This window comes from Mesorhizobium sp. RCAM 05099, from assembly GCF_059683685.1.
The window spans coordinates 4,040,545-4,063,994 of the sequence record NZ_CM185035.1 but is presented as its reverse complement, the minus strand read 5'-3'; the positions used below and the strand labels follow the sequence as shown (position 1 = coordinate 4,063,994).

Genomic DNA, 23,450 nt, shown 5'->3' with positions numbered 1-23,450 from the left:
GCTCTACTCGATCACGACGAGCGGCATGCCGTACTCGACCGGCTGCGCGTCCTCGAACAGGATCGCCGTCACCGTGCCGGCGCGGGGCGAGGGAATCTGGTTCATCGTCTTCATAGCCTCGATGATCAGCAGTGTCTGGCCTTCCTTGACCTTCTGGCCGACTTCGATGAACGCCTTGGCGTCGGGCGACGGCGCCAGATAGGCGGTGCCGACCATCGGCGAGGCCACCGCGTTCTTCGACACATCAACCGTTGCCGGGCCAGCCGCGGCAGCGGGCTGGGCCGCTGCTGGCGCATAGGCTGGTTGCGGCGCTGCGATCGCATGGACGGCAGGTGCCTGCCGCGAGACTCGCACCTTCAGGTCGCCCAGTTCAACCTCGATCTCGGTCAGGTTGGTGTCGTTCAGTATGCCCGCCAGATCGCGGATCAGTTGCTGGTCAACACCGGTCTTCTTTATCGACATTTTCGAGCCTTCTGTTTGTTGGCCGGTCATAGGCGTGTTGTTGGCCGGTCATAGGCGTGCGGCCAGCGCCTGCAGCGCCAGCGTGTAGCCGAGCGGCCCAAAGCCACAGATCATGCCGACGGCAACCGGCGCGACCATGGAGACGTGGCGGAATGATTCCCGCGCATGGATGTTGGAAAGATGGACTTCGGCGACTGGCAGCGGCGCGACGGCGCGGATGGCGTCGTGGATCGCGATCGAGGTGTGGCTGTAGGCGCCCGGATTGATGACGATGCCGACAGCCTTGTCTCCGGCTTCCTGAATCCAGTCGACAAGGTCGCCCTCGTGGTTCGACTGGCGGAAATCGATCTCGAACCCAAGCGACGCGCCGGCCTGTTTGCAGTCGTCGGCGATCGAGGCAAGCGTCTTGCCGCCATAGATGCCCGGCTCGCGCTTGCCGAGCGCGTTGAGATTGGGACCGTTCAGGACGAAAACAGTTTTCAAAAAAGCCGACCTTCTTAGGCGCCGACGTCAAGCCGGCGCGCTGGGCCCTCTATAATGGGCATAGACGTCCGCGAAAAGAGCGCAAGTGCGTTCTTTCACTGTCCACAACAGGCGGAAATGCGCCCGTGAAGAAAAGCGAGGTTGATCAAAGCGCGGCTTTCGCCGCCTGGATCTTTTCCGCGAGCACTTCCTGTCCGAGCGCCCCGAACACGACCTCGTTGCCGACCACATAGGATGGCGTTCCGGTGATCGCCAGCTTGTTGGCAAGATCATAGGTCTTGGAGAAAGCCTCGGGGATCGACGGGTCCTTCATTTTCTCGCGCAGCGTTGCTTCGTCGGCGCCGAGCGAAAGCGCGATCTTGATGGCCGCTGCCTCCGTGGCGCGTCCCTGACCGCCGAGCAGCGCGTTGTGGAATTCGCCGTACTTTTCCGGCATCATCAGGTGGAACGCCATCGAGACGACGCTCGCTTTCTGCGAATCCGGTCCGAGGATGGGAAATTCCTTGAGCACGAAGCGCAGATCCGGATCGGCCTTGGTCAGCGCCCGCATATCGTCGATGGCGCGTTTGCAGAAGCCGCAATTGTAGTCATAGAACTCGACGATGGTGACCTTGCCGTTCGGGTTGCCGACGACGCCGTCGAAAGCCGAGTTGAAGATCTGGTCCTTGGCGTCCTTGATCACGCCCAGATGGGCGATGCGCTGCTCTTCCTTCTGCTTGGCCTCAAGCGCGTCCTGGACCTCCAGAAGCACTTCCGGGTTCTTCAAAAGGTAGTCGCGGATGATGCCTTCGACCTCGGCGCGGTCGATCTTGGTGTCGCCCGCCATCTGGACAGGCTGCGCCGTGCCGGCCTTTGCAATCTGTGGGCTTCCGGCCACGAATCCGAAAGCCAGCATGGCAAGGGCGACCGCAATCCCCGTGGTGCCCAGCAGCAGTGCTTTTTTCATCGTTCCTGTTCCTTTTGCCTGTTTTCCGGCCCGGTATGCCTGGCTCTGTCGCAGCGCGTGGCCGGAAGGTTCACTTGATCTTGATCTTGTTTGACGGTGTGTAGTTTATGATGTCCTGAGCGCGCAGCCAGCGCGGCTCGCCGCGCTTCATCTGCTGCTGCGCCCGCATGGCGAAAATCTTCGCATCCTTGTAGTTGCCGGAATAGAAGTGACCTTCGGCGGTGGCAAGTTCGGCGCCCGGGATGTCACCCAGTTCGCCATAGGCCTGCGCCAGGTAACGGTATCCGGAGGAATTTTCCTTGTCGCGCCCCAGACCATTGTTGATCTGCACCACCGCCTTTTTCAAGGATTCTGGCGTGCCGATGGCCATCAGCGCCTGGCCCCAGGAAACCGGCAGCAGGCCCGACCGCGCCGGATCGAGGCTGACCGCCTTGGCATAGGCGTCCGCGGCATCCTTGGGCCTGTTCGCCTTCATCAGGATATCGCCACGCAATTCCTGAAAATAGGCGTTTTTCGGTTGGGTCTTGATCAGTGCATTGGTCTTGGCGAGCGCGGTGGCGATGTCGCCGAACAGGTAGGTCGCCTGGGCATCGCCATATTGCGCGGCAAGGCTGCCCGGCATCTTGCGTATCAGCCGCGACGCGGCCGCCTGGCCGTCCATGTAGACGGCGATCTTCACACGCATCATGTCGTGCCGCTGCTGCAGCGCCGGCGGGTCGACCTTGTCGACGTAAGGGCTCTGCTTCACCAGCACTTCCAGATTGGCGATACGATCCTGCGGCATCGGATGGCTGATCCGGTAGGGATCGACCTGTGCGCCCGATAGCGACAGCGCCGTCTGGAAACGGCGGAACGTCTTCAGCATGCCCATGCCGGACTGGCCGGTGGCGTTGAGGTAGGTGATCGCCGAACGGTCGGCGGTCATCTCCTCGGTGCGCTGATAGGCGAGGATGCTGCGCTGTGCCATCTCGCCGCCGCCGGCCGCCACGCCCATGCCGGCGCCGGCAAGGCCGCGGCTGTTGGTGGCGGCGCCGGCAGCGATGGCGCCGGCGCCAAGCAATGTGGCGATGATCGCCATCGTCTTGGCGCGTTCGAGCTGGTCGCGCAGTTTCTGCTGGTGGCCGCCGGCGATATGGCCGGCTTCGTGCGCGATGACGCCGATGATCTCGTTGGGCGTTTCGGCCGTCATCAGCGCGCCGGTGTTGATGAACAACCGGCGTCCGGTGACGAAGGCATTGAAGCTCTGATCGTTGACCAGGACGATGTCGATCCCGTCATTCGCCAGTCCCGCCGCCTTGAAGATCGGCCGCGCATAGTCGCGCACCAGTGCCTCGATCTCGGCATCGCGTATCACGGGCACGTTCTGGGCGAAGGCGCTGACCGAACTCGTCACCGCAACGACAGCCCCGAGCGAAAGCGTCGCGAAGACGCGCGCTGCCTGGGCAATCGTCGATCTGGGTCGGCTCAACATGACGTGTCCACTGGTAGACGAGCGGGCGAAGGATGAAAAGTCGGCGCCGGAAACTTCCTCAACTTGTGATCCTCACATCAATCGGGCATTTGTGCGGCGCATGCGCCAGAAGTTGGCGCCCTCAGCCATCGGGAATATTGGTTAAATGGTCGTTTCGCTTTCACGCCGTGGCAATGTCGAGCCATTCCACGCGATGGACATCCTGGCCGAAGCAAACCGGCTGAAGGCACGAGGGGTGCCTGTCGTTTCCATGGCCGTCGGACAGCCCTCCGATCCGGCACCGGCTCGTGTCCGCGAGGCGGCGGTCAAGGCCTTGCAGGACGGACGCATCGGCTACACCGACACGCTCGGCCTCGCCGCCCTGCGCAAGGCGGTCGCCGAACACTACGCCGATCACTATGGCCTCGATGTTCCACCCAGCCGGATCGCGGTGACCACCGGATCGTCGGCCGCTTTCAACCTCGCCTTTCTGGCAATGTTCGACCCTGGCGACCGCGTCGCCATCGCCGCGCCCGGCTATCCCGCCTATCGCAACATCATGGCAGCGCTCGGCATCGAGGTGGTCGAGATCGAGCTTGGCGACGAGGCCTACCTGCATGCCGGCCATCTCGAGACCGCGCATCGCGAGAAGCCGCTGAAGGGCGTTCTGTTTGCTAGCCCGGCCAACCCAACTGGCGCTGTCATTCCCGCCGCCGAACTGTCGGCGTTGGTGAAGACGGCGGAAGACCTCGGCATCGCCGTGATTTCCGACGAGATCTACCATCGGCTGGCCTACGCTGCCCCAGACACCACGGCTCTTGCCTATGGAAGCAGCGTGACGGTGATCAATTCCTTCTCCAAATACTATTGCATGACCGGCTGGCGCATCGGTTGGATGGTGCTGCCGGAAGAGCTGGTGCGGCCGGTCGAGCGCATCGCCCAGAGCCTCTACATCTCGCCGCCGGAGCTGTCGCAGATCGCCGCGATCGAGGCCTTCGCCGCGACCGAAGAGCTGGAAGCGGTCAAGGGCCGCTACGCCTGGAATCGTGAACTGCTGATGAAGCGTCTGCCGGAACTCGGCTTTCCGCTGGCTGCACCCATGGATGGCGCCTTCTATGCCTTTTGCGATGTCACCAGGCACACCAATGACAGCATGGCCTTCGCGCGAAAGATGCTTGCGGAAGCGCATGTGGCGGCAACGCCCGGCCGCGACTTCGACACCCAGGCCGGGCACCGCACCATGCGTTTCTCCTATGCCGGCAGCCACGACGACATGGTCGAGGCGATGGCGCGCATCGAACGCTGGTTGAGGTAGCATCATGCCGGAGCTCGAGCAGGCGCTGGCCGAAGTCGCCGCCGAAATGGCCGAACGCACCGATCGTGGCGATGTCGCCACCTACATTCCGCAACTCGGCAAGGTCGATCCCAAGAAGTTCGGCATCGCCGCCGTCACCAATGACGGCCGCGTGCTGATGGCGGGCGATGCCGATCAGGCTTTTTCGATCCAGAGCATCTCGAAAGTGTTCACGCTGACTTTGGCGCTCGGCAATGTCGGCGACGCGTTATGGCAGCGGGTCGGACGCGAGCCGTCGGGCAATCCGTTCAACTCGATCGTGCAGCTCGAGCAGGAGAACGGCATTCCGCGCAATCCGTTCATCAATGCCGGCGCCATTGTCGTTTCCGACATCCTGCTTGCCGGCCACCAGCCGCGCGAGGCGATCGGCGAAATCCTGCGCTTCATCCAGTTCCTGGCCGATGACGAGACTATTATCATCGATCGCGAGGTCGCCGCTTCCGAAAGGGCTACCGGTTATCGCAATTTCGCGCTCGCCAACTATATGAAATCCTTCGGCAATCTCCATCACGAGCCGGAGCTGGCGCTGGGCGTCTATTTCCACCATTGCGCCATCGCCATGAGCTGCCGGCAATTGGCGCTCGCCGGCCGCTTCCTTGCGCATGGCGGCAAGAATCCAGCGACCGGGCATTCCGTGGTGTCGGCCGAGCGCGCGCGCCGCATCGGCGCGATGATGCTGACCTGTGGCCACTATGACGGCTCCGGCGACTTTGCCTTTCGCGTCGGCATTCCGGGAAAAAGCGGCGTCGGCGGCGGCATATTGGGCATCGTGCCGGGCATCGCCTCGCTTGCCGTCTGGTCACCCGGCCTCAACGCCAACGGCAATTCCAAGCTGGGCTCGATCGCGCTGGAGAAGTTGGCCAGGATGATGAACTGGTCGATCTTCGCGCCATAGCATATCGCCAGCTAGCAGAGCGCCAGATATGAAAAATCCCGCGCCGTTTTCGAACGGCACGGGATTCTCTTTGTCAAAAGATCAATTCAAGCGACTGAAAGGCTTAGAAAAAGCCCTTCCGCTGCCACCAGCCTGCGCGCTTCGGCTTGTCCTCGGTTTTGGCTGCCGGCTCGTCCACAACGATCGAAGAGACCACCGGCACGACCGGCGCATCGACTGCTGCCGGCTTGCGCCGTGACGGCCGGGCCTTCGAGGGCTTTTCCTCGACAGCCGCGACCACCGTTTCGTCCGCGACCGCAACCGGAGCCTCGATTGGTGCTTCCTCGGCGGCTTCGACAGAAGTCGCCTCGGCGACGACCTCGGCCGCTGCCTTCTTCGGCTTGGCTGCGCGACGCGGCTTCTTGGGCTTCTCGGCGCTCGGCGCTTCGTCGCTCACCGCAGCCACTGGCTCTTCGACGGGCGCGGCGATTGCCGGCTCGATCGAGGCAGCCTCGCTTGCGGAGGCGTCGCCCTCGGACGGTTCGGTCGTTTCGCCGACACTTGCCTCGGTCTCGCCTTCACCGTCTTCACGGCGGTTGCGCTTGCCGCCGCGCTTGCCGCGGCGGCGCTTCTTGCCCTGGCCCTCATCCGAAGCCTGGACCGTTTCGTCCGTTTCGGCGGCGCCGAGCGGAGCAGTGTCCTCGGTTTCGGTGTCGTCGTCGGTCAGGTTCGCCGATTCGGAGGAATCGCCCGCCGGAGCTGCGACAGAAGCACCGTCCGTAGCGGCGCCATGTTCGCGATCGCGATCCTTGCCGCCGCGCCGCCTGCGGCGTTTGCGACGCTTGCGGTCACGGCCTTCGCCTTCCTCTCCGCTGGCAGGTCGCGGCTGTTGTTGCTGCGGCTGCTGGCGAGGCTGCTCGGCCTGCGCCGGTGCCTCGTCGTCTTCCTCCACGACGACAGTCTCGTCCTCGGGCTCGTCCGGCTCGACATAGGCCGGGAAGCTCCGGGCCTCGACAAAGCCTTCCGGCTTTTCAGCCAGCGCGCCGCGGAAGATCGCATAGTGCTGCGCACCGACCGAATCGTCGGCCTCGATGGTGATGGTCAGGCCGAAGCGGCTTTCGAGTTCCACCAACGTACCGCGCTTGTGGTTGAGCACGTAGAGCGCAGTGGCCGCCGGTGTCCGCACGGTGATGTGGCTGCGCGAATCCTTGAGCAGGAATTCCTCGATCGCCCGCACCACCATCAGCGCGACGGACGAATCGGAACGCACATGGCCGGTGCCGCCGCAATGCGGGCAGGGCTTCATGGTCGATTCCAGCACGCTGGCGCGGATGCGCTGGCGTGACATCTCCATCAGGCCGAAATGCGAGATGCGGCCGACCTGGATGCGCGCGCGGTCGTTCTTGAGGTGGTCCTTCAACCGCTTCTCGACGGAGCGGTTGTTGCGGTTCTCCTCCATGTCGATGAAGTCGATGACGATCAGGCCGGCGAGATCGCGCAGCCTGAGCTGGCGGGCGACTTCCTCCGCCGCTTCCAGATTGGTATGGAGCGCCGTGTCCTCGATCGAGTGCTCCTTGGTGGAGCGGCCCGAATTGACGTCGATGGCGACCAGCGCCTCGGTCTGGTTGATGATGATGTAGCCGCCACTTTTCAGCGTCACCTGCGGCTGCAGCATGCGGTCGAGCTGTGCCTCGATGCCGTTGCGCACGAAGATCGGCGTCGTGTCGCGGAAGGGCTGGACGACCTTGGCATGGCTGGGCATCAGCATGCGCATGAAGTCCTTGGCCTCGCGATAACCTTCCTCGCCGGAGACGAGAATCTCGTCGATATCCTTGTTGTAGAGGTCGCGCACCGAACGCTTGATCAGGCTGCCTTCCTCATAGACCAGGGCAGGGGCCGTGGACTGCAAGGTGAGATTGCGGACATTTTCCCAAAGCCGCATCAGGTATTCATAGTCGCGCTTGATCTCGGCCTTGGTGCGGCTCTCGCCGGCGGTGCGCAGGATGACGCCCATGCCCTGCGGCACTTCGAGATCGGCAACCACCTCCTTGAGGCGCTTGCGGTCGACCGCGCTGGTGATCTTGCGCGAAATGCCGCCGCCGCGCGCCGTGTTCGGCATCAGCACCGAATAGCGGCCGGCTAGCGAAAGATAGGTGGTCAGTGCGGCGCCCTTGTTGCCGCGTTCTTCCTTGACGACCTGAACCAGCAGGATCTGCCGGCGCTTGATCACTTCCTGGATCTTGTACTGGCGGCGCACCGGCTTGCGGCGGTTGCGCACTTCCTCCAGCGCATCCTCGGCGCCGACCGATTCGATCTCGTGATCATCCGGATGCGATGACTGCACCTCCTCCAGCATGCCACGATCGTTGTCGCCGGACGTCGCTTCGCTTCCCTGTTCCGCCTGCGGGACGGCTTCGGAAATCACATCGGCCTCGATGGAGGCCGCGATCGACGTGGGACCGCCTTCGCGGGGTTCGGTTTCGCCCTGGTCGGCGGAATCCTCGTCATGGTGGGACGTATCGGCGTGTTCCGATGTATCGGCAGCGTGTTCGATGGTCTCGAAAGCGGGAGAGGCGTCTTCAGCAACCGCATCGGCATCGGCGCTGTTGTCGTTGCCTTCGCCCGCCTCACCGGAATCGGCTGCGCCTGCATCGCGCCTGTGTTCACCGCGGTCGCGGCTCTTGCCGCCACGCCGGCGCCCGCGCCGTCCGCGATCGCGGCTCTGGCGATCGTCGCCTTCGCCGTCCTCGTCCTCCTCGTCCTCAGCCTCCTGCGCTTCCGCGCGCAGCAGTGCCTGACGGTCGGCGACCGGAATCTGGTAGTAGTCGGGGTGTATTTCACTGAAGGCGAGAAAACCGTGACGGTTGCCGCCATATTCGACAAAGGCTGCCTGAAGGGAGGGTTCGACGCGCGTTACGCGGGCGAGGTAGATATTTCCTTTGAGCTGCTTCTTGTCCTGGGATTCAAAGTCGAATTCTTCGATACGGTTACCGCGTACGACGACAACTCGTGTTTCCTCCGGGTGGGAGGCGTCTATCAGCATTTTGTTGGGCATTATTTCGTTTCCTCCCGGCAGCCGCCAGCCGCAGCTTGCAAGGCAAGGCCCGCTGCTGCGTGTCTGGAGTGTGGGTGCCGGATGTCTGAATGTCCGCCGGCCGCCGCTTGAGCGCCATGGCGGTGCCGCCCGCAGCCATAATGGCGCGGTTTGATGCGGACCTTTCCATGATTGCGCTTGAAGCCATCGTCACCAGCAGAACCTTTTGAACCAAAGCCCGGCAAACCGGACCAGCTTGTTTGCTCATACAGAGCCGGCGCGGGAACAAACCCGGCCGTTTTCCTCACGCAGGCGATTCCCCCGCCACGGGCGCACACCTGCGAAATTCGTCGCGATCACCTGAGGCCTTTTCGCGTGAAGCGAAAGGAGCCGCCCTTCGTCTGACCCTGTAGCAGGAAGCTGCGGAGGAGGGCGGTTCCAGGATTGCAGTGATCCACCATCGCTTTTATGATTTGGCGGGGTGGAAGGCAACCCCGATTTCCGATGCCGGCAAAAAGCGGTTCCGTAGCGTAAGAACAGGCTAAGACCCTTGCATGAAAAGGCTTGGTTAACCTTCTCTGGATACCAATCGTTAATCGAGTTCGCGGCCTAACCGGCACTTCGACGAAACGACCGGGCGCCTGCGCCAAACCGGGAGCGACTGGAAAGAGATGGGACTGGCGGACTTCACAGACAAGGGATGTCGTGTTGGCGGCCAGATTCTCGGCGTTTTTTGTCTTTTGCTGCTGCTGGTGGTCTCTTCTGCTTCTTCCACCGTTGCCAATGCCGCCGACGCACCGCTCGTGGCAACCGGCTACAAGATGGCGGGCGATGCCACCAAGATGCGCATCGTCATCGATTTCAATCGCGAACCTGATGTCAAATGGTTCCTGCTGCGGGGGCCCAACCGCCTTGTCATCGACCTTGCGAATACGAGATTTGCAATTGGCGCCAAGGACCTGAAGGCGCGCGGCTTGGTCAGGGGCGTGCGCCTGGGCGCGCTCGGCGAGGGCGTTTCGCGGCTGATTCTCACCGGCAAAGGGCCGTTCTCCGTCGACAAGCTCGATGTGCTGAAGAACGAGGATGGAACCGGCTACCGCATCGCCATCGACATGTCGGCGGCCTCCGAACGGGAGTTTGACGCCGCGCTTGCCAATCAGGCGCTGACCACTGGCTCGACGGTTTCAACCGACAAGGGGGGCGGGTCGGCACCGGGCCGGTCTCCAATCCGGGTCACCGCTTCACCGTCGTCATCGATCCTGGCCATGGCGGCATCGACGGCGGCGCCGAGGGCCTGAACGGCACTATCGAGAAGAATGTCACGCTCGCCTTCGCCACGGAGTTGCGGGACAAGCTCGCAGCCGTCGACAAATACGATGTCTACATGACGCGCGATACCGACGAGTACCTGCGCCTGGACGACCGCGTGCGCATCGCCAGGCAGCACGAGGCCGATCTGCTCATTTCCATCCATGCCGACACCATCAGCGTCAAGGGCATCCGCGGCGCCACCGTCTACACCGTCTCCGACAAGGCTTCGGATCCCGAGGCGCAGGCGCTCGCCGACCGCGAAAACCTCTCCGACCAGTTCGCCGGCATGGAAATCAAGAACGACAACAAGGAAGTGACCGACATCCTGATCGACCTGATCCGCCGCGAAACGCACAATTTCTCGATGAGTTTCGCCCACACGCTGGTCGGACAGCTTTCGACCAGTGTCGGCCTCATCAACAATCCGCAGCGTTCCGCGGGATTCAAGGTGCTGAAAGCACCGGACGTGCCATCGGTTCTGGTCGAACTCGGTTATCTCTCCAACGCCAAGGACGAGGCGCAGCTGCTCGACGCCGATTGGCGCGGCAAGGCGGCTCAAAGCATCACCAATGCCGTCGCGTTGTTCGCCTCCGCCCGCACCGGAGCGGGCGCCGGAGGCTGACAGGCTCGGCGGGCCTGCAACCAGAGGCGGCGTTGCGCGACGACAACACCTGGTGCCTTTATTTCCGCCTGGCGGTCACGAAATCAGGCATTGCCGTATTTTGTCCACATGGTGGCGACATGGGTTTTCGATTGCGGTTTGGGACCGGTTCGAAAGCTTGCGCGAAAGGCGGCTTCGTTTAGGAAATTCCCGAACCAAGGACTGGAGCGGGTATGATTCGTCTCATTGGCTATTTTTTCGGCATCGGCACGACGCTGGCCCTTCTGGTCGCGGCGGGCGTTGCGCTTTACATCAGCCATGTAGCAAAGGATCTGCCTGACTACGAAGTGCTGGCCAAGTACGAGCCGCCGGTGACAACCCGCATCCATGCCTCGGATGGCTCGCTGATGGCGGAGTATGCGCGCGAACGGCGCCTGTATTTGCCGATCCAGGCGATCCCGGATCGCGTCAAGGCGGCCTTTTTGTCCGCCGAGGACAAGAATTTCTATACCCACCCTGGCGTGGACATAACCGGACTGGGCAGGGCCATGCTCACTTACGTTTCGGGGGGGCCGATGCAGGGTGGTTCGACCATCACCCAACAGGTTGCCAAGAACTTCCTTCTCACCAACGAGCGATCCCTGGAACGCAAGGCCAAGGAGGCGATCCTTTCGTTCCGCATCGAACAGGCCTATTCCAAGGATCGTATCCTTGAGCTCTATCTCAATGAGATTTTCTTTGGCTTCAACGCCTATGGTGTCGCCGGCGCCGCACTAACCTATTTCGATAAATCGGTGAACGAACTGACCGTGGCCGAAGCCGCCTATCTGGCTTCGCTCCCGAAAGGTCCGGCCAACTACAATCCCTTCAAACACGCCGATCGTGCGCTTGAGCGGCGAAACTGGGTCATCGGCCAGATGGTCGAGAACGGTTACGTGACCCCCGAAGAGGGTGCGAAGGCGAAGGCCGAGCCGCTTGGCGTCGTCCCACGCCGCACCGGCTCCTATTTGTTCGCGGGCGAGTATTTTACCGAAGAGGTTCGTCGGCAGATCATCGCCCGCTATGGCGAGAATGCGCTCTATGAGGGCGGCCTTTCCATTCGCACGACCCTTGATCCGAAAGTCCAGCTCATCGCCCGCACGGCGATGCAGAACGGGTTGATAAAATACGACACGTTGCGCGGCTATCGCGGGCCGGTGACGTCAATCGACGTGTCCGGTGACTGGGGCGCCCGACTGGGTGCCGTCAAAGGACTGGAAGATGTGCCCGAATGGTCGCTCGCCGTCGTGCTCGACAGTTCGGAGTCCGGTCTGTCGATCGGCCTGCAACCCGCGCGCCAGGCGTCGGGCGATATCGTCAAGGAACGCGTCGAAGGCACCGTCAGCAAGGAGGACATGGGTTTTGCCATGCGCCATGTGGTCGGCGGCAAGACCGTCAAGGCAAAGTCGCCGGCGGACGTGTTGAAGCCGGGCGATGTCATCTTTGTGCAGAAGAACGACGGCGCCGATGGCGCCTACAGCCTGCGTCAGGTTCCTGAGGTGGAGGGCGGCCTGATCGCCATGGATCCGCACACCGGTCGCGTGCTGGCCATGGTCGGCGGCTTCTCCTACGCACAGTCGGAATTCAATCGTGCGACGCAAGCCATGCGTCAGCCGGGGTCTTCGTTCAAGCCGATCGTTTATTCGGCCGCGCTCGACAATGGCTATACGCCGGCCTCGGTGATCATGGACGGGCCGATCACCATCCAGAGCGGCAACACCACCTGGACACCGAAGAACTACGACGGCACGGTGGCGGGTCCGGCAACCCTGCGCTCTGGCATCGAGAAGTCGCGCAACCTGATGACGGTGCGGCTTGCCAATGACATGGGCATGAAGCTGGTGGTGGAATACGCCGAGCGCTTCGGCGTCTACGATCACCTGGCGCCGTATCTGCCGATGGCGCTGGGTTCCGGCGAAACGACCGTGATGCGCATGGTATCGGCCTATTCGATCATGGCCAATGGCGGCAAGTCGATCAAGCCGTCGCTGATCGACCGCATCCAGGATCGCTACGGCAAGACGGTGTTCAAGCAGGACGAACGCGGCTGCGAAGGCTGCAACGCGGCCGAATGGCAGAACCAGCCGGAGCCGGAGCTGGTCGACAATTCCGAGCAGGTGCTCGATCCGATGACGGCCTATCAGATCACCTCGATGATGGAAGGTGTCGTGCAGCGCGGCACCGGCGCCACCATCGGCGAACTTGGCCGCCACATCGCGGGCAAGACCGGAACGACGAACGACGAAAAAGACGCCTGGTTCATCGGTTACACGCCCAACCTCGTCGTCGGTCTCTACATGGGCTACGACACGCCGCGCGGCCTTGGCCATGGCGCCACCGGTGGTGGTCTCGCCGCGCCGATCTTCAAGGACTTCATGCGGGTGGCGCTGGACGGCACACCCAATGTCGACTTCAAGGTTCCGGATGGCATGAATCTGGTCGCCATCAATCGCAAGACCGGCATGCGTGCCACGTCGGGCGATCCGGGCACCATCATCGAAGCCTTCAAGCCGGGTACCGGTCCCGCCGACAGCTATTGGGTGATCGGCATGGGTGCCGACGGTTCCAATGGTTCCGGCGGAGCACTGTCGCCGCAGGCCAACCAGGAGATCCAGGACGGCGGCGGCGGCCTTTACTGACGATTTTCATGGGCGGATGGGCTGGCCTTGCGCCAGCCCATTTTGCTTTACAGCCGGCGGCAGCCTCCCTATGTATCGCGCCGACAGATCGCCATTTCAGCAAACAGGACGAACAGCCAGCCATGCGCGCGGAAACGCAAAACATCGTCGACGAGATCAGGCAGGCGATAACCCTGCTGAGGAGGCATCTTTGACTGGGATCAAGCCATAAAGCGGCTTGAATACCTCAATGTGCGCGCCGAGGACGCCAGCCTCTGGAACGAACCGCTGGAAGCGCAGAAACTGATGCGCGAACGCCAGGGCCTCGAGGAAGGCATCGCGTCGGTGAAGGGGCTGACGCAGGCGCTGGAGGACAATATCGGCCTGATTGAACTCGGTGAGGAAGAGCACGACGAAGGCGTCGTCGCCGAGGCCGAAGCCGCGATCCGTTCGATGCGTGGCGAGGCGAAGGCCCGCCAGATCGAGACGCTGCTGTCGGGTGAGGCCGACGCCAACGACACCTATCTCGAAGTCCATGCGGGCGCCGGCGGCACCGAGAGCCAGGACTGGGCCTCGATGCTGCTTCGCATGTACACGCGCTGGGCCGAGCGTCGCCGCTTCAAGGTCGAGATTCTGGAAGTGCATGACGGCGAAGAAGCCGGCATCAAGTCCGCCACGCTGCTGATCAAGGGCCACAATGCCTATGGCTGGCTGAAGACGGAATCAGGCGTCCATCGCCTGGTGCGCATTTCGCCTTACGACAGCAATGCACGCCGCCACACTTCATTTGCCAGCATCTGGGTCTATCCGGTCATCGACGACACGATCGAGATCGATGTTTCCGAATCCGATGTCCGCATCGACACCTATCGCTCGTCCGGTTCGGGCGGCCAGCACGTCAACACCACCGATTCGGCCGTGCGCATCACTCATCTCGCCACCGGCATCGCGGTCGCTTGCCAGGCCGAACGCTCGCAGCACAAGAACAAGGCCAAGGCCTGGGAGATGTTGCGCTCGCGCCTCTACGAAGAAGAGCTGAAGAAGCGTGAAGCGGTTGCGAACGCCACCGAAGCGTCGAAGAGCGATATCGGCTGGGGTCACCAGATCCGCTCCTATGTGTTGCAGCCGTATCAGCTGGTGAAGGATCTTCGCACCGGCGTCGAGAGCACCAGCCCGTCAAGTGTGCTCGATGGCGACCTCGACGATTTCATGGAAGCCTCGCTGTCGCAGCGCATCGAGGGCGGTGCGGGTGAGGTTGTGGCCGACCTGGATTGATGCATGTTGCTCAAATGTGCGCAGCATTTTTGGGGCAACGAAATGCATAAAAACAAGGGCTTAAAGCGCGTTGCGTGACTCGGCTTCAACGCAGCGCGCTTCAGGCCTTGGGACTGCGGCCTGAAATGGATCCGGGTTGGGCGATGGCGCGCAAGCTTGCCGGAAAATGCCTCTGCGGCGCTGTGCGATACGCCGTGACGGACGAATTCGCTTACGCGGCCAACTGCCACTGTTCCAATTGCCGACGAGCCACCGGCTCGGCCTTCAAGCCGTTCGCCGGTATCGAGCGCAACAAGCTTGTCTTGACGCAAGGCGAGGGCAACCTTCTGATCTTTGGCGACCAAAGCGGCCATGACGCGCACTGCGGGCTGTGTGGTTCACTGCTCTATTCGCTGGTGCGCGAAGCAACCTTCTTCCATGTCGCCATGGGGACCCTGGTCGACGAGCCGTCGATTCGTCCGTCCGCCCACATCTTCGTGGGTTCGAAGGCAGGCTGGTTCACCATCACCGACGAGTTGCCGCAATATGAAGAGCATGTCGTGACTGCCAAAGCCGTCGACGAATAGCGTCGGCCGGCCACCAGCAATTTCTTGCGCCGACTCACATTTCGGCTCACCATCACGGCGTTGAGGGGAGAAAAAGCATCTATGGCCGGGCGCGGCGTATCTGCAAGCTGACGATCGGCCGCTGGGAAGACACGTTCCGGGAACGGGCAAGCGAAACGCTTGAATCTCGTTTGAAAGGAATGTTCCCATGTTTGCCGCCAGGTCCAGATCGGCCATTGCCGTTCAATCGGTTGGCCAGCTTCTCCTCTCCTTGTGCGCAACCTTTGCGGCCTTGGCGCTGATGGCGCCGGCCTTGGCGCATGACGCCAAGCCGACAGCGGCGAAGCCGCAAGGCTGGAGCTACCCGTTCGCCTGCTGCGCGAATTACGACTGCCGCGAGGTGTCGCAGACCTCGATCAGCGAGCGCCCGGAGGGCTATGTCATCAAGGACACGGGAGAGGTGGTGGCCTACAGCGACAGGCGGATCAAGGATTCGCCCGACGGCGAATTCCATTGGTGCGCGCATCAGGCCGGGCTCGATGCCGGCAAGACCATCTGCCTGTTCGTGCCGCCATCGTCTTACTAGGCCTCTTCTTGGTTTGGACCAAGCCAAGGAGGAATCAGGCTCTCTGGCCGGATCTGCTGACGGACAGTTGTCAGGAGCGCCCCTTTATGCTGCCCTTGCCGCGCGAGGCGGCGGGCGACAGGAGGAAGTTCGTTGATGACCATCAAGGCAAGCTGTCATTGCAGGGCGACGACATTCGAGGTTTCGCAGGCACCGCAGACGGTAACGCAGTGCACCTGTTCATTCTGCTCGAAACGGGGTTCGCTGTGGGCCTACTACACGCCGTCGCAATTCAAGCTGACCAGTCCACCGGAAAACGTTTCTGTCTACGAGTGGGGATCGAAAACCGTAAAGCATGGTTTTTGCGCCACCTGCGGCTGCGGCACGTTTACGGAGACACCGGACTGGTCGACTGGCAAGCCGGATTTCGATAACCCAAAGATCAGCGTCAATTCGCGGCTGTTCGATGATTTCGATCTCGACAAGGTCGAAGTGGTGATTATCGACGGCAAGAATCTCTGGTAGCCCAACCCGGCAATGGCGCTTTGCGGATCAATTCGGTCCCTTGGGAAAAGCCGTGGGCGGCGCTTTTGCCGTTCCGCTTTTTGCCGCATTTCATGTACAAGACGCGGGAAGGGCTGATTTGGCGCCGTCTCAAGGCGCGACTTGGAGAGGGACCATCCTATGAAGAAGACCGTGCTCGTCGTTGTGGCGACGGCTCTGTTCGTGAGTGCCTGCACCACCACCGATCCGTATACCGGGGACCAGAAGATTTCCAACACGGCCGCCGGTGCCGGGCTTGGCGCTCTGGCGGGTGCCAGTCTTGGTCTGCTTGCCGGTGGCAATGACCGCCGCAACGCACTGATCGGCGCCGGTATCGGCGCGCTGGCCGGCGGCGCCATCGGCGCCACAATGGACCAGAACGAGGCCGAACTGCGCCGGCAGCTCGAGGGCACAGGTGTCAGCGTCACCCGCAGCGGCGACCAGATCATCCTCAACATGCCGTCCGACATCACCTTCAATACGGATCAGGATGCTGTGAAGCCCGGCTTCTACCAGGTGCTGAACTCGGTCGCTCTGGTGCTGAAGAAGTTCAAACAGACCACGGTCGACGTCTTCGGCCACACCGATTCGACCGGCGGCGACCAGCACAATTTCGATCTGTCGCAGCGTCGCGCGCTGGCTGTCGCCAATTATCTGGCCGGTCAGGGCGTCGATCAGCGCCGCTTCGCCGTCACCGGCTTCGGCGAGACTCGTCCGGTCGCATCCAACGCGACCGCCGAAGGCCGCGCCCAGAATCGCCGCGTCGAGATCCAGCTGTCGCCGCTCACCTGATCTGTTCGGCAAGCGAATGCGAAACGGCCCCATGTGGGGCCGTTTTTGTTTGAGCGGACGTCGACAGAGCGGACGTCGGCGCTCTTCAGATTGGCGCAGAATAGAATTAGCTAGTTCTAAATAACTACTTTCCGGCAGCCATCGAAAGGACTAGCATCGTCGCTGTTCCGGAGGGGATGAGGCGGTACAATTGGCCGCGCAATCAGCATTTTTCCGCCTCGGTCTTGCACGGCCAGATCAGAAAATCTGGGAGGAATGCATGACAAGATCAGCCAGCCTTGGGCGCCTCGGCGTCGTCGTTATAACAAGTCTTGTCGGCGCATGGTTGGGCGCCGCCACGGCTCGGGCCGAGGACGCCAACAAGGCCGACATCGATGCCTTGAAAAAATCGCTCGCCAAATACGAGGACTACACCGCCGCCGTTCGCGACCTCTATCTGTCGACAGTCGGCTGCGTCTATTACAGCGGTGAAAAGATACCGGGCTCGATGGAATACCCGAAAGGCGCCATGGGCATCCATTTCGTCAACGTTCCAAGCGTCGGCCAGAAACTGGACCCGATGAAGCCCAACGTCCTGATCTACGAGCCGACCAAGAAAGGTTTGAAGTTGGTCGGGGTGGAATGGCTGGTGCCGCTGACGCCGGACGTCAAAGCGCCGCCGAAGCTGTTTGGCCAAACCTTCATGGGCCCGATGGAGGGACACTATCCGCTCATCCCGAGGGAGTTCGTCCACTACGATCTTCACGCCTGGCTGTTCAGTGACAATCCGAACGGCATGTTCAGTCCGACCAACCCGAACGTGAAATGCACCAAGGCCGAGTTTCCGATGCTGGAGAAACCGACCAAGATGATGCCTGGGCCGATGTAACGGGCGAGCCAGGCTGATGCATGTCGCCCAAAAGTGGACCCGGTTTTGGGAACACGACATGCCTCAAACAAAGACCTAAAGCGCGTCGCCTTGATCCGTTCGAAAGCGACGTGCTTCAGGAGGCTTTACCGAGAGCGCAAGCCGGATGGCCGGCTTGCCTTCGAAGGCGGCCTGGAATCAGACCTTGGCGACGATCCGCATGAACGCCGGCATGTCATCACCAAAGCCAACGGTGGCATCGTTGTCTTCCTGGTGGCGTTGGCGGGCAGGGCGGCTGTTGTCTCGCTGCGGCCTGGTGTCACCACGTTCAGGTGCGCGCTGCTCGTTGCGATCGGAGGATTTGCGTTCGGTGTTGTCCGAGCGGATTGCGTCCTTGCGCGCGCGCCGTTCACCGTTCTCGGCGGCGGCGGTCTCAGCCACGTCAGGCTGCTCGTGCTGTTGTGCAACGACCGCTGGGGCAACTTCCTCGCTGCGTCCGGCACGGTGTTCGCCGCCCCGCTTGCGCTCGCCCCTGTCCTTGCGATCATCGTCCTTGCGGCCGGCACGGCGCGGCGCGCCTTTGCCACGGCGCGGAGCATCGTCCTCGCCTTCGCTGGCGACCACCGTCGACAGGTCGCCGTCATGCCACTCGATCTTGGTGCCGATCAGCCGCTCGATGGCGTCGATATACTTGGTGTCCGTTTTGGTCGCGATGGTGAAGGATTTTCCCGAGCGCCCCGCACGGCCGGTACGGCCGATGCGGTGGACATAGTCCTCGGCATGGATCGGTACGTCATAGTTGAAGACGTGGCTGACGTCGGGAATGTCGAGACCGCGCGCCGCGACGTCGGATGCGACCAGATAGCGAAGTTTGCCATCGCGGAAATTGGCCAGCATCTGCATGCGCGCCCGCTGGTCCATGTCGCCATGCAGCGCACCAGCGTCGAAATCATACTTCAGCAGTGAGCGGAACAGCTCCGACACCTCGACCTTGCGGTTGCAGAAGATGATGGCGTTCTTCAGTTCGGCATCTTCAGCCTTCATCAGGTTGCGCAGCGTCTCGCGCTTGTCCCAAGGCTTCGAGCCTGACTTGACCAGTCTCTGGATGATGTTGGTTGCGGCGGACGCCGCCTTCGAAACCTCGACGCGCACCGGCGCGTGCAGGAATTTCTCGGTGAGCTTGGTGATTTCCGGCGGCATCGTCGCCGAGAAGAACAGCGTCTGCCGGGTGAACGGGATCATCTCGCAGATGCGCTCGATATCGGGGATGAAGCCCATGTCGAGCATGCGGTCGGCTTCGTCGATGACGAGGATCTCGACGCCGTTGAGCAGCAGCTTGCCGCGCTCGCGGTGGTCGAGCAGGCGGCCGGGCGTCGCGATCAGCACGTCGGCGCCGCGCTCCAGCTTCTTGTCCTGTTCGTCGAACGACACACCGCCGATCAACAGCGCGATGTTGAGCTTGTGGTTCTTGCCGTATCGAATGAAATTCTCTTCGACCTGTGCCGCGAGTTCGCGCGTCGGCTCCAGGATCAGCGTGCGTGGCATGCGGGCGCGCGCCCGGCCTTTTTCCAGCCGGGTTAGCATCGGCAGCACAAAGGACGCCGTTTTGCCGGTGCCGGTCTGGGCGATGCCCAAAATATCCTTGCCGAGCAAGGCATGCGGGATGGCGCCGGCCTGGATCGGCGTCGGCTGGGTGTAGCCGGCATCGGTGACTGCGGAAAGGACCTTCGGCGACAGGCCGAGGTCTGCGAAGGTCAACGCTTCTTGAGCGATCGTGGTGTCTGAGGACAAGTGTTGTTGTCTTTGGCTGGTTCGGGGAAGCGCAACGGCGTCTGTCGCGGCAAGCGCCACGCGCCTGCAAGATTGGTATTGCGATTAGGCGCAAGTCCGCGATTTGTCAACACAAACGGGCGGGATTGGAACGATTGTGAAGTTGTAACCTTAATCGCGATGCTTAATTCGGCCGCTTGTCTGTGTGCCGGCTCAGTAACGGAACTGTTCGGCCAGGATGCGCTCGTTCCAGGAATGATTGGGATCGAACAGCAGCGTCGCCGTCGCCGTCGGCGATTCCCGCACCGTTACCGAGGTCACGGCCTTGACCTCGGTATGATCGGCGGCGGCGTTCACTGGTCGCTTTTCCGGCTCGAGGATGTCCAAGCGGACGGTCGCCTTGTTGGAGAGCAGGGCGCCGCGCCAGCGGCGCGGACGAAACGGGCTGACCGGGGTAAGCGCCAGCAGTGGCGCGTCGAGCGGCAGGATCGGCCCGTGCGCGGAAAGATTGTAGGCCGTGGAACCCGCCGGCGTCGCGATCATCACGCCGTCGCAGCTCAATTCCTCGAGCCGGATCTGTTCATCGACGCTGATGCGGATCTTGGCCGTCTGATAGGACTGGCGCCACAGCGCCACCTCGTTGATGGCCAATGCCGAAACCGTTTCGCCTTCAGAGGTGACGGCCAGCATCTCCAGCGGGCGGATCGTTTCGGCGACCGCGGCCGCTATACGCTCCGTCAGGCCACCGTAACGGTACTCGTTCATCAGGAACCCGATGGTGCCACGGTTCATGCCGTAGACCTTCTTTCCCGTTCCCATCGTGTCGCGCAAGGTCTGCAGCAGGAAGCCGTCGCCGCCCAAGGCTACGACAACCCCGGCATCCGCGACCGAGCACTGGCCATAGCGCGCCGACAGGCTCTCCAGCGCCGCCTTGGCGTCTGCTGTGTCGGACGAGACGAAGGCGATGCTGCTGGCGGCTGTGCTCATGGTTCCCCGATGGCGAGCGATTGGCTGCGGCAGGTTGCCGGGCCGCGCCAGCGCCGGGGTAGCATGGGCGGGGCACGTCTGCAAAGAGAGACCGCCTCCTTTCGGGTGAAGCAGCAAGGGCGCTGTCTCGGTGGCTCGCGTTTCGTGTCGCGAGACAGGTGAAAGTGATGGTTAAGGCGGAGCTTAAACTCTCGTAAAGGCGGACCGTTCATGTTAGCCGGCATTGGACGGGTGGCGTGGGGCCTAGCCAGTCGAGGCCGATCCGTTGCCGGTGACACGCCTGATCATCGTCTTTCTGATGCTGGGAAGTTTCGCTCTTGTCTTCGCCGAGTTGGTGCGCCAGTCCGGGGAGATGAGTTTCCGACCCCAGCCCACGGCGTCGCGCTGCGGTGATGCAGCCGGAGCGCCATGCCCGCAAAGGGCGCTGTAGATCGCCTGAGGACACCAATCGTCTGCCCGACGATTGCTTCGGCGGCGCTCCGCGCCGGGACCCGGCCGCTCCTCGCTCAGCAGCTTTTCTTCTCAAAGCGGAGGCCGGTGGCCGCCGCCAGTCCGTGTGGATTGCCAGAGCTTGCTCGTTGCGCTTGTGGCCCTTCGCGGCGTAGATGAGCGCATTGACTGGCGGAAAGGTTTTGGGATTCGGTGGCGATGGCCTCGTATTCCTTGGGAAACAAGCCCTGCGGCTCGTTGACTAGCCGAGTGTCTGGAGGGGGAATTTTCCATGTCGCGCAGCGTATTGGTTTCTGGTGGTTGCGGTTTCCTGGGCTCGCATCTGGTCGACCGCCTGCTGCGGCGAAGCGACGTGGAGAAGCTGGTCGTCGTCGACAATCTGTGGACCGGGGTGCGCGACAACATCGCGCATGTCGCCGACCCGCGTTTCAGCCTGCAGATTGCCGACGCCGAAAGCTTCGCATCCATTCAGCGCTTCGATGAGATCATACATCTCGCATCGCCGGCTTCGCCGGTATGGTACATGCGCGAGCCAGCGCGCACCATCAAGGCCAACATAGGAGGCGCGCTCAATCTTCTGGCGTTGCTCAGGCCAGGTGGTCGTTTCTGCTTTGCCTCGACCTCGGAAGTTTACGGCGACCCCCTGGTTTCCCCGCAACCCGAGAGCTACAGGGGTTCCGTGGACTGCACCGGTCCTCGGGCCTCCTATGATGAAAGCAAGCGCTGCACCGAGGCGCTTTTGTTCGAGCAGCAGCGCGTCAGCGGGCTCGATGTTCGTGTCGTGAGGCTCTTCAACGCCTATGGGCCGCGAACCCGCATCGATGACGGCCGCGCCATTTCGAACTTTGTCAGCCAGGCCCTGACAACAGGCGTCCTCACCGTCTACGGCGATGGCTCCCAATCGCGCAGCTGGGGTTATGTCGACGACATTGTCGATGGATTGGAACGTTTCTTCTGGCGCGACAGCATCACGCACCGTGGTCCCCTGAACATCGGCAACAATCACGAGGTTTCGGTTCTGCAGACGGCCAAGTTCGTCAGCTCGCTTGTCCCTGGCAGCCGCATCCAGCACCATCCTCCGGTTCCCCAGGACCCGACAAACCGGTGTCCGGATCTGACCCAGGCGAGGCGTGTTCTTCCAGGCTGGGAAGCAAGGACCAGCTATCAGGACGGCATCCAGCGCACCTTCGAATGGTTTCGCCGGCAGATTGCCAGCACAAGCCAGCAGAGTGTCAGCGCAAGCAACGTGGCTTCGACGGGCTGACACGCCTGGAGGCCTCCGGCGCGTTCCGGATCAATCGCTTACGCCGAGCGTGAAAGGGAATCCGGCTTACCCGCGAAATGGGGTTCAAAGACGGTTTCGAAGGCCTTGAGGGCCGCGGCGATCGCCTGGTGCATGTCGAGATAGCGGTACGTGCCCAGCCTGCCGCCGAGATGCAGCGTTTTCTCGTTGGCGGCCCGGTCGAGGTAACGGCGGTAGATCGCCTGATCGTTGCGTGTGTCGATCGGATAGTAGGGCTCGTCGGCGCGGCGCGCGAAACGGGAGTACTCGCGGCCGATGAGTGTCTTGTCGGTCTTGTGCTGGCGTTCCGGGTTGAAATGCCGGTATTCGACCACGCGGGTATAGGGCACGGCCTCGTCGGCATAGTTCATGATCGCCGTGCCCTGATAGTCCGGCGTGTTCATGACCTCGAGGTAGATGTCGATGGTCCGCCAGCCAAGCTCGCCCTCGCAATAGTCGAAATAACGGTCGATCGGACCGGTATAGACGACCGGCAGGTCCTTTGGCAGCAAGGCCTTGATGTCAAAGAAGTCGATGCCGAGCCGCGTTTCGATGAGCTCGTGCGCGAGCATTTTTTCGAAGATCGCCGTGTAGCCATCCAGAGGCTGGCCCTGGAAACGGTCGTTGAAATAGCCGTCCTCGAATGTGTAGCGGACCGGCAGGCGGGCGATGATCTGCGCCGGCAATTCGCGCGGGTCGGTCTGCCACTGCTTGGCGGTGTAGCCCTTGATGAAGGCCTCGTAGAGCGGACGCCCGACGAGGGAGATCGCCTTCTCCTCGAGATTGGCGGGCGGGCGGTCGCCGAGTTCCGCCGCCTGCTCGGTGATCATGCCGCGCGCCTCGTCCGGGCTCAGCCGCTTGCCGAAGAACTGGCAGATCGTGGCCAGGTTGATCGGCAGCGGATAGACCTTGTCGCGATGGGACGAGAACGCACGATGGCGATAGGTCGTAAAGCCGGTGAAGGTCCGCAGATAGTTCCAGACCTCTTCATTGGACGTGTGGAAGAGGTGCGGGCCGTAGCGATGGATTTCGACGCCGGTGACAGGGTCTTGCTCGGTATAGGCATTGCCGCCGATGTGCTGGCGGCGGTCGATCACCAGCACGCGCCGGCCGAGCTGCGTGGCGATGCGCTCAGCGAGAGTCGCGCCATAAAAGCCCGCGCCGACGATGAGAATCTCGGCCTCGGTCAGCATGTTCTTGTCCATTCGCGAATCCGCCATCC

General features: G+C 62.3%; 18 protein-coding genes and 1 pseudogene. 11 read left to right on the top strand and 8 right to left on the bottom strand.

Annotated elements, in window-relative coordinates; translation table 11 throughout:
* Nucleotides 1–3: 3 nt before the first annotated feature.
* The 4 genes from accB to AC56QQ_RS20020 all read right to left on the bottom strand — a co-directional run bounded on the left by accB (nucleotide 4) and on the right by AC56QQ_RS20020 (nucleotide 3,362).
* Nucleotides 4–462 carry an acetyl-CoA carboxylase biotin carboxyl carrier protein gene (gene accB, locus AC56QQ_RS20035; RefSeq protein WP_091578528.1) on the bottom strand — a complete coding sequence of 153 codons (459 nt, stop codon included), beginning with the start codon at nucleotides 460–462 and terminating at the stop codon, nucleotides 4–6.
* Nucleotides 463–510: 48 nt separating this feature from the next.
* Nucleotides 511–945, bottom strand: coding sequence for a type II 3-dehydroquinate dehydratase (aroQ, locus tag AC56QQ_RS20030; RefSeq protein ID WP_489861116.1), 435 nt, complete (start codon nucleotides 943–945; stop codon nucleotides 511–513).
* A gap of 145 nt (nucleotides 946–1,090) precedes the next feature.
* On the bottom strand, nucleotides 1,091–1,891 hold the full coding sequence (locus AC56QQ_RS20025; RefSeq protein ID WP_497123095.1) for a DsbA family protein: 801 nt from the start codon (nucleotides 1,889–1,891) through the stop codon (nucleotides 1,091–1,093).
* Between the two features lie 70 nt (nucleotides 1,892–1,961).
* Complete coding sequence (locus AC56QQ_RS20020) at nucleotides 1,962–3,362, bottom strand: M48 family metalloprotease (RefSeq protein ID WP_497123094.1); 1,401 nt, start codon at nucleotides 3,360–3,362, stop codon at nucleotides 1,962–1,964.
* A 145-nt stretch (nucleotides 3,363–3,507) separates the two neighbouring features.
* On the opposite strand from AC56QQ_RS20020, the gene AC56QQ_RS20015 reads away from it, so the two are divergent.
* Both AC56QQ_RS20015 and AC56QQ_RS20010 read left to right on the top strand, forming a co-directional pair.
* On the top strand, nucleotides 3,508–4,656 hold the full coding sequence (locus AC56QQ_RS20015; RefSeq protein WP_497123093.1) for a pyridoxal phosphate-dependent aminotransferase: 1,149 nt from the start codon (nucleotides 3,508–3,510) through the stop codon (nucleotides 4,654–4,656).
* Nucleotides 4,657–4,660: 4 nt separating this feature from the next.
* Nucleotides 4,661–5,590 (top strand): glutaminase, encoded by a 930-nt coding sequence (locus AC56QQ_RS20010; protein WP_489861120.1) that lies wholly within the window; start codon nucleotides 4,661–4,663, stop codon nucleotides 5,588–5,590.
* A gap of 103 nt (nucleotides 5,591–5,693) precedes the next feature.
* Here AC56QQ_RS20010 and AC56QQ_RS20005 read toward each other — a convergent pair whose 3' ends face one another.
* Entirely contained in the window at nucleotides 5,694–8,624 is a 2,931-nt protein-coding gene (locus tag AC56QQ_RS20005) for an Rne/Rng family ribonuclease (protein WP_497123092.1), read from the bottom strand.
* Between the two features lie 650 nt (nucleotides 8,625–9,274).
* Here AC56QQ_RS20005 and AC56QQ_RS20000 point away from each other — a divergent pair.
* The 8 genes and pseudogenes from AC56QQ_RS20000 to AC56QQ_RS19965 all read left to right on the top strand — a co-directional run bounded on the left by AC56QQ_RS20000 (nucleotide 9,275) and on the right by AC56QQ_RS19965 (nucleotide 17,760).
* Nucleotides 9,275–10,536: pseudogene (locus tag AC56QQ_RS20000) on the top strand (N-acetylmuramoyl-L-alanine amidase).
* A gap of 212 nt (nucleotides 10,537–10,748) precedes the next feature.
* Nucleotides 10,749–13,193, top strand: a complete 2,445-nt coding sequence (locus tag AC56QQ_RS19995) for a penicillin-binding protein 1A (RefSeq protein WP_497100785.1) — start codon at nucleotides 10,749–10,751, stop codon at nucleotides 13,191–13,193.
* A 122-nt stretch (nucleotides 13,194–13,315) separates the two neighbouring features.
* Nucleotides 13,316–14,447, top strand: a protein-coding gene (prfB, locus tag AC56QQ_RS19990) for a peptide chain release factor 2 (RefSeq protein WP_256750985.1) whose coding sequence is annotated in 2 segments (ribosomal slippage) — nucleotides 13,316–13,381 and nucleotides 13,383–14,447 — 1,131 coding nt in all. Because the reading frame shifts where the segments join, the coding sequence is not laid out codon by codon here.
* Nucleotides 14,448–14,590: 143 nt separating this feature from the next.
* Nucleotides 14,591–15,013, top strand: coding sequence for a GFA family protein (locus tag AC56QQ_RS19985; RefSeq protein WP_497123091.1), 423 nt, complete (start codon nucleotides 14,591–14,593; stop codon nucleotides 15,011–15,013).
* Nucleotides 15,014–15,200: 187 nt separating this feature from the next.
* Nucleotides 15,201–15,578, top strand: coding sequence for a hypothetical protein (locus tag AC56QQ_RS19980; protein ID WP_497123090.1), 378 nt, complete (start codon nucleotides 15,201–15,203; stop codon nucleotides 15,576–15,578).
* A gap of 135 nt (nucleotides 15,579–15,713) precedes the next feature.
* Nucleotides 15,714–16,082 (top strand): GFA family protein, encoded by a 369-nt coding sequence (locus tag AC56QQ_RS19975; protein WP_489861125.1) that lies wholly within the window; start codon nucleotides 15,714–15,716, stop codon nucleotides 16,080–16,082.
* Between the two features lie 159 nt (nucleotides 16,083–16,241).
* Nucleotides 16,242–16,892 (top strand): YiaD family glycine zipper/OmpA-like lipoprotein, encoded by a 651-nt coding sequence (locus tag AC56QQ_RS19970; protein ID WP_256750989.1) that lies wholly within the window; start codon nucleotides 16,242–16,244, stop codon nucleotides 16,890–16,892.
* A gap of 259 nt (nucleotides 16,893–17,151) precedes the next feature.
* On the top strand, nucleotides 17,152–17,760 hold the full coding sequence (locus AC56QQ_RS19965; RefSeq protein ID WP_497123089.1) for a hypothetical protein: 609 nt from the start codon (nucleotides 17,152–17,154) through the stop codon (nucleotides 17,758–17,760).
* A 177-nt stretch (nucleotides 17,761–17,937) separates the two neighbouring features.
* Here the strand turns inward: AC56QQ_RS19965 and AC56QQ_RS19960 are convergent, their stop codons facing one another.
* Both AC56QQ_RS19960 and AC56QQ_RS19955 read right to left on the bottom strand, forming a co-directional pair.
* Entirely contained in the window at nucleotides 17,938–19,530 is a 1,593-nt protein-coding gene (locus AC56QQ_RS19960; RefSeq protein ID WP_489861127.1) for a DEAD/DEAH box helicase, read from the bottom strand.
* A gap of 192 nt (nucleotides 19,531–19,722) precedes the next feature.
* A complete protein-coding gene (locus tag AC56QQ_RS19955) occupies nucleotides 19,723–20,496 on the bottom strand; it encodes an NAD kinase (protein ID WP_489861128.1) in 774 nt (257 codons plus the stop codon).
* A 721-nt stretch (nucleotides 20,497–21,217) separates the two neighbouring features.
* Between AC56QQ_RS19955 and AC56QQ_RS19950 the strand changes: the two genes are divergently transcribed.
* Nucleotides 21,218–22,210, top strand: a complete 993-nt coding sequence (locus AC56QQ_RS19950) for an NAD-dependent epimerase/dehydratase family protein (RefSeq protein WP_497123088.1) — start codon at nucleotides 21,218–21,220, stop codon at nucleotides 22,208–22,210.
* A 38-nt stretch (nucleotides 22,211–22,248) separates the two neighbouring features.
* Here AC56QQ_RS19950 and glf read toward each other — a convergent pair whose 3' ends face one another.
* Entirely contained in the window at nucleotides 22,249–23,433 is a 1,185-nt protein-coding gene (gene glf / locus AC56QQ_RS19945) for a UDP-galactopyranose mutase (RefSeq protein WP_497123087.1), read from the bottom strand.
* Nucleotides 23,434–23,450: the final 17 nt, after the last annotated feature.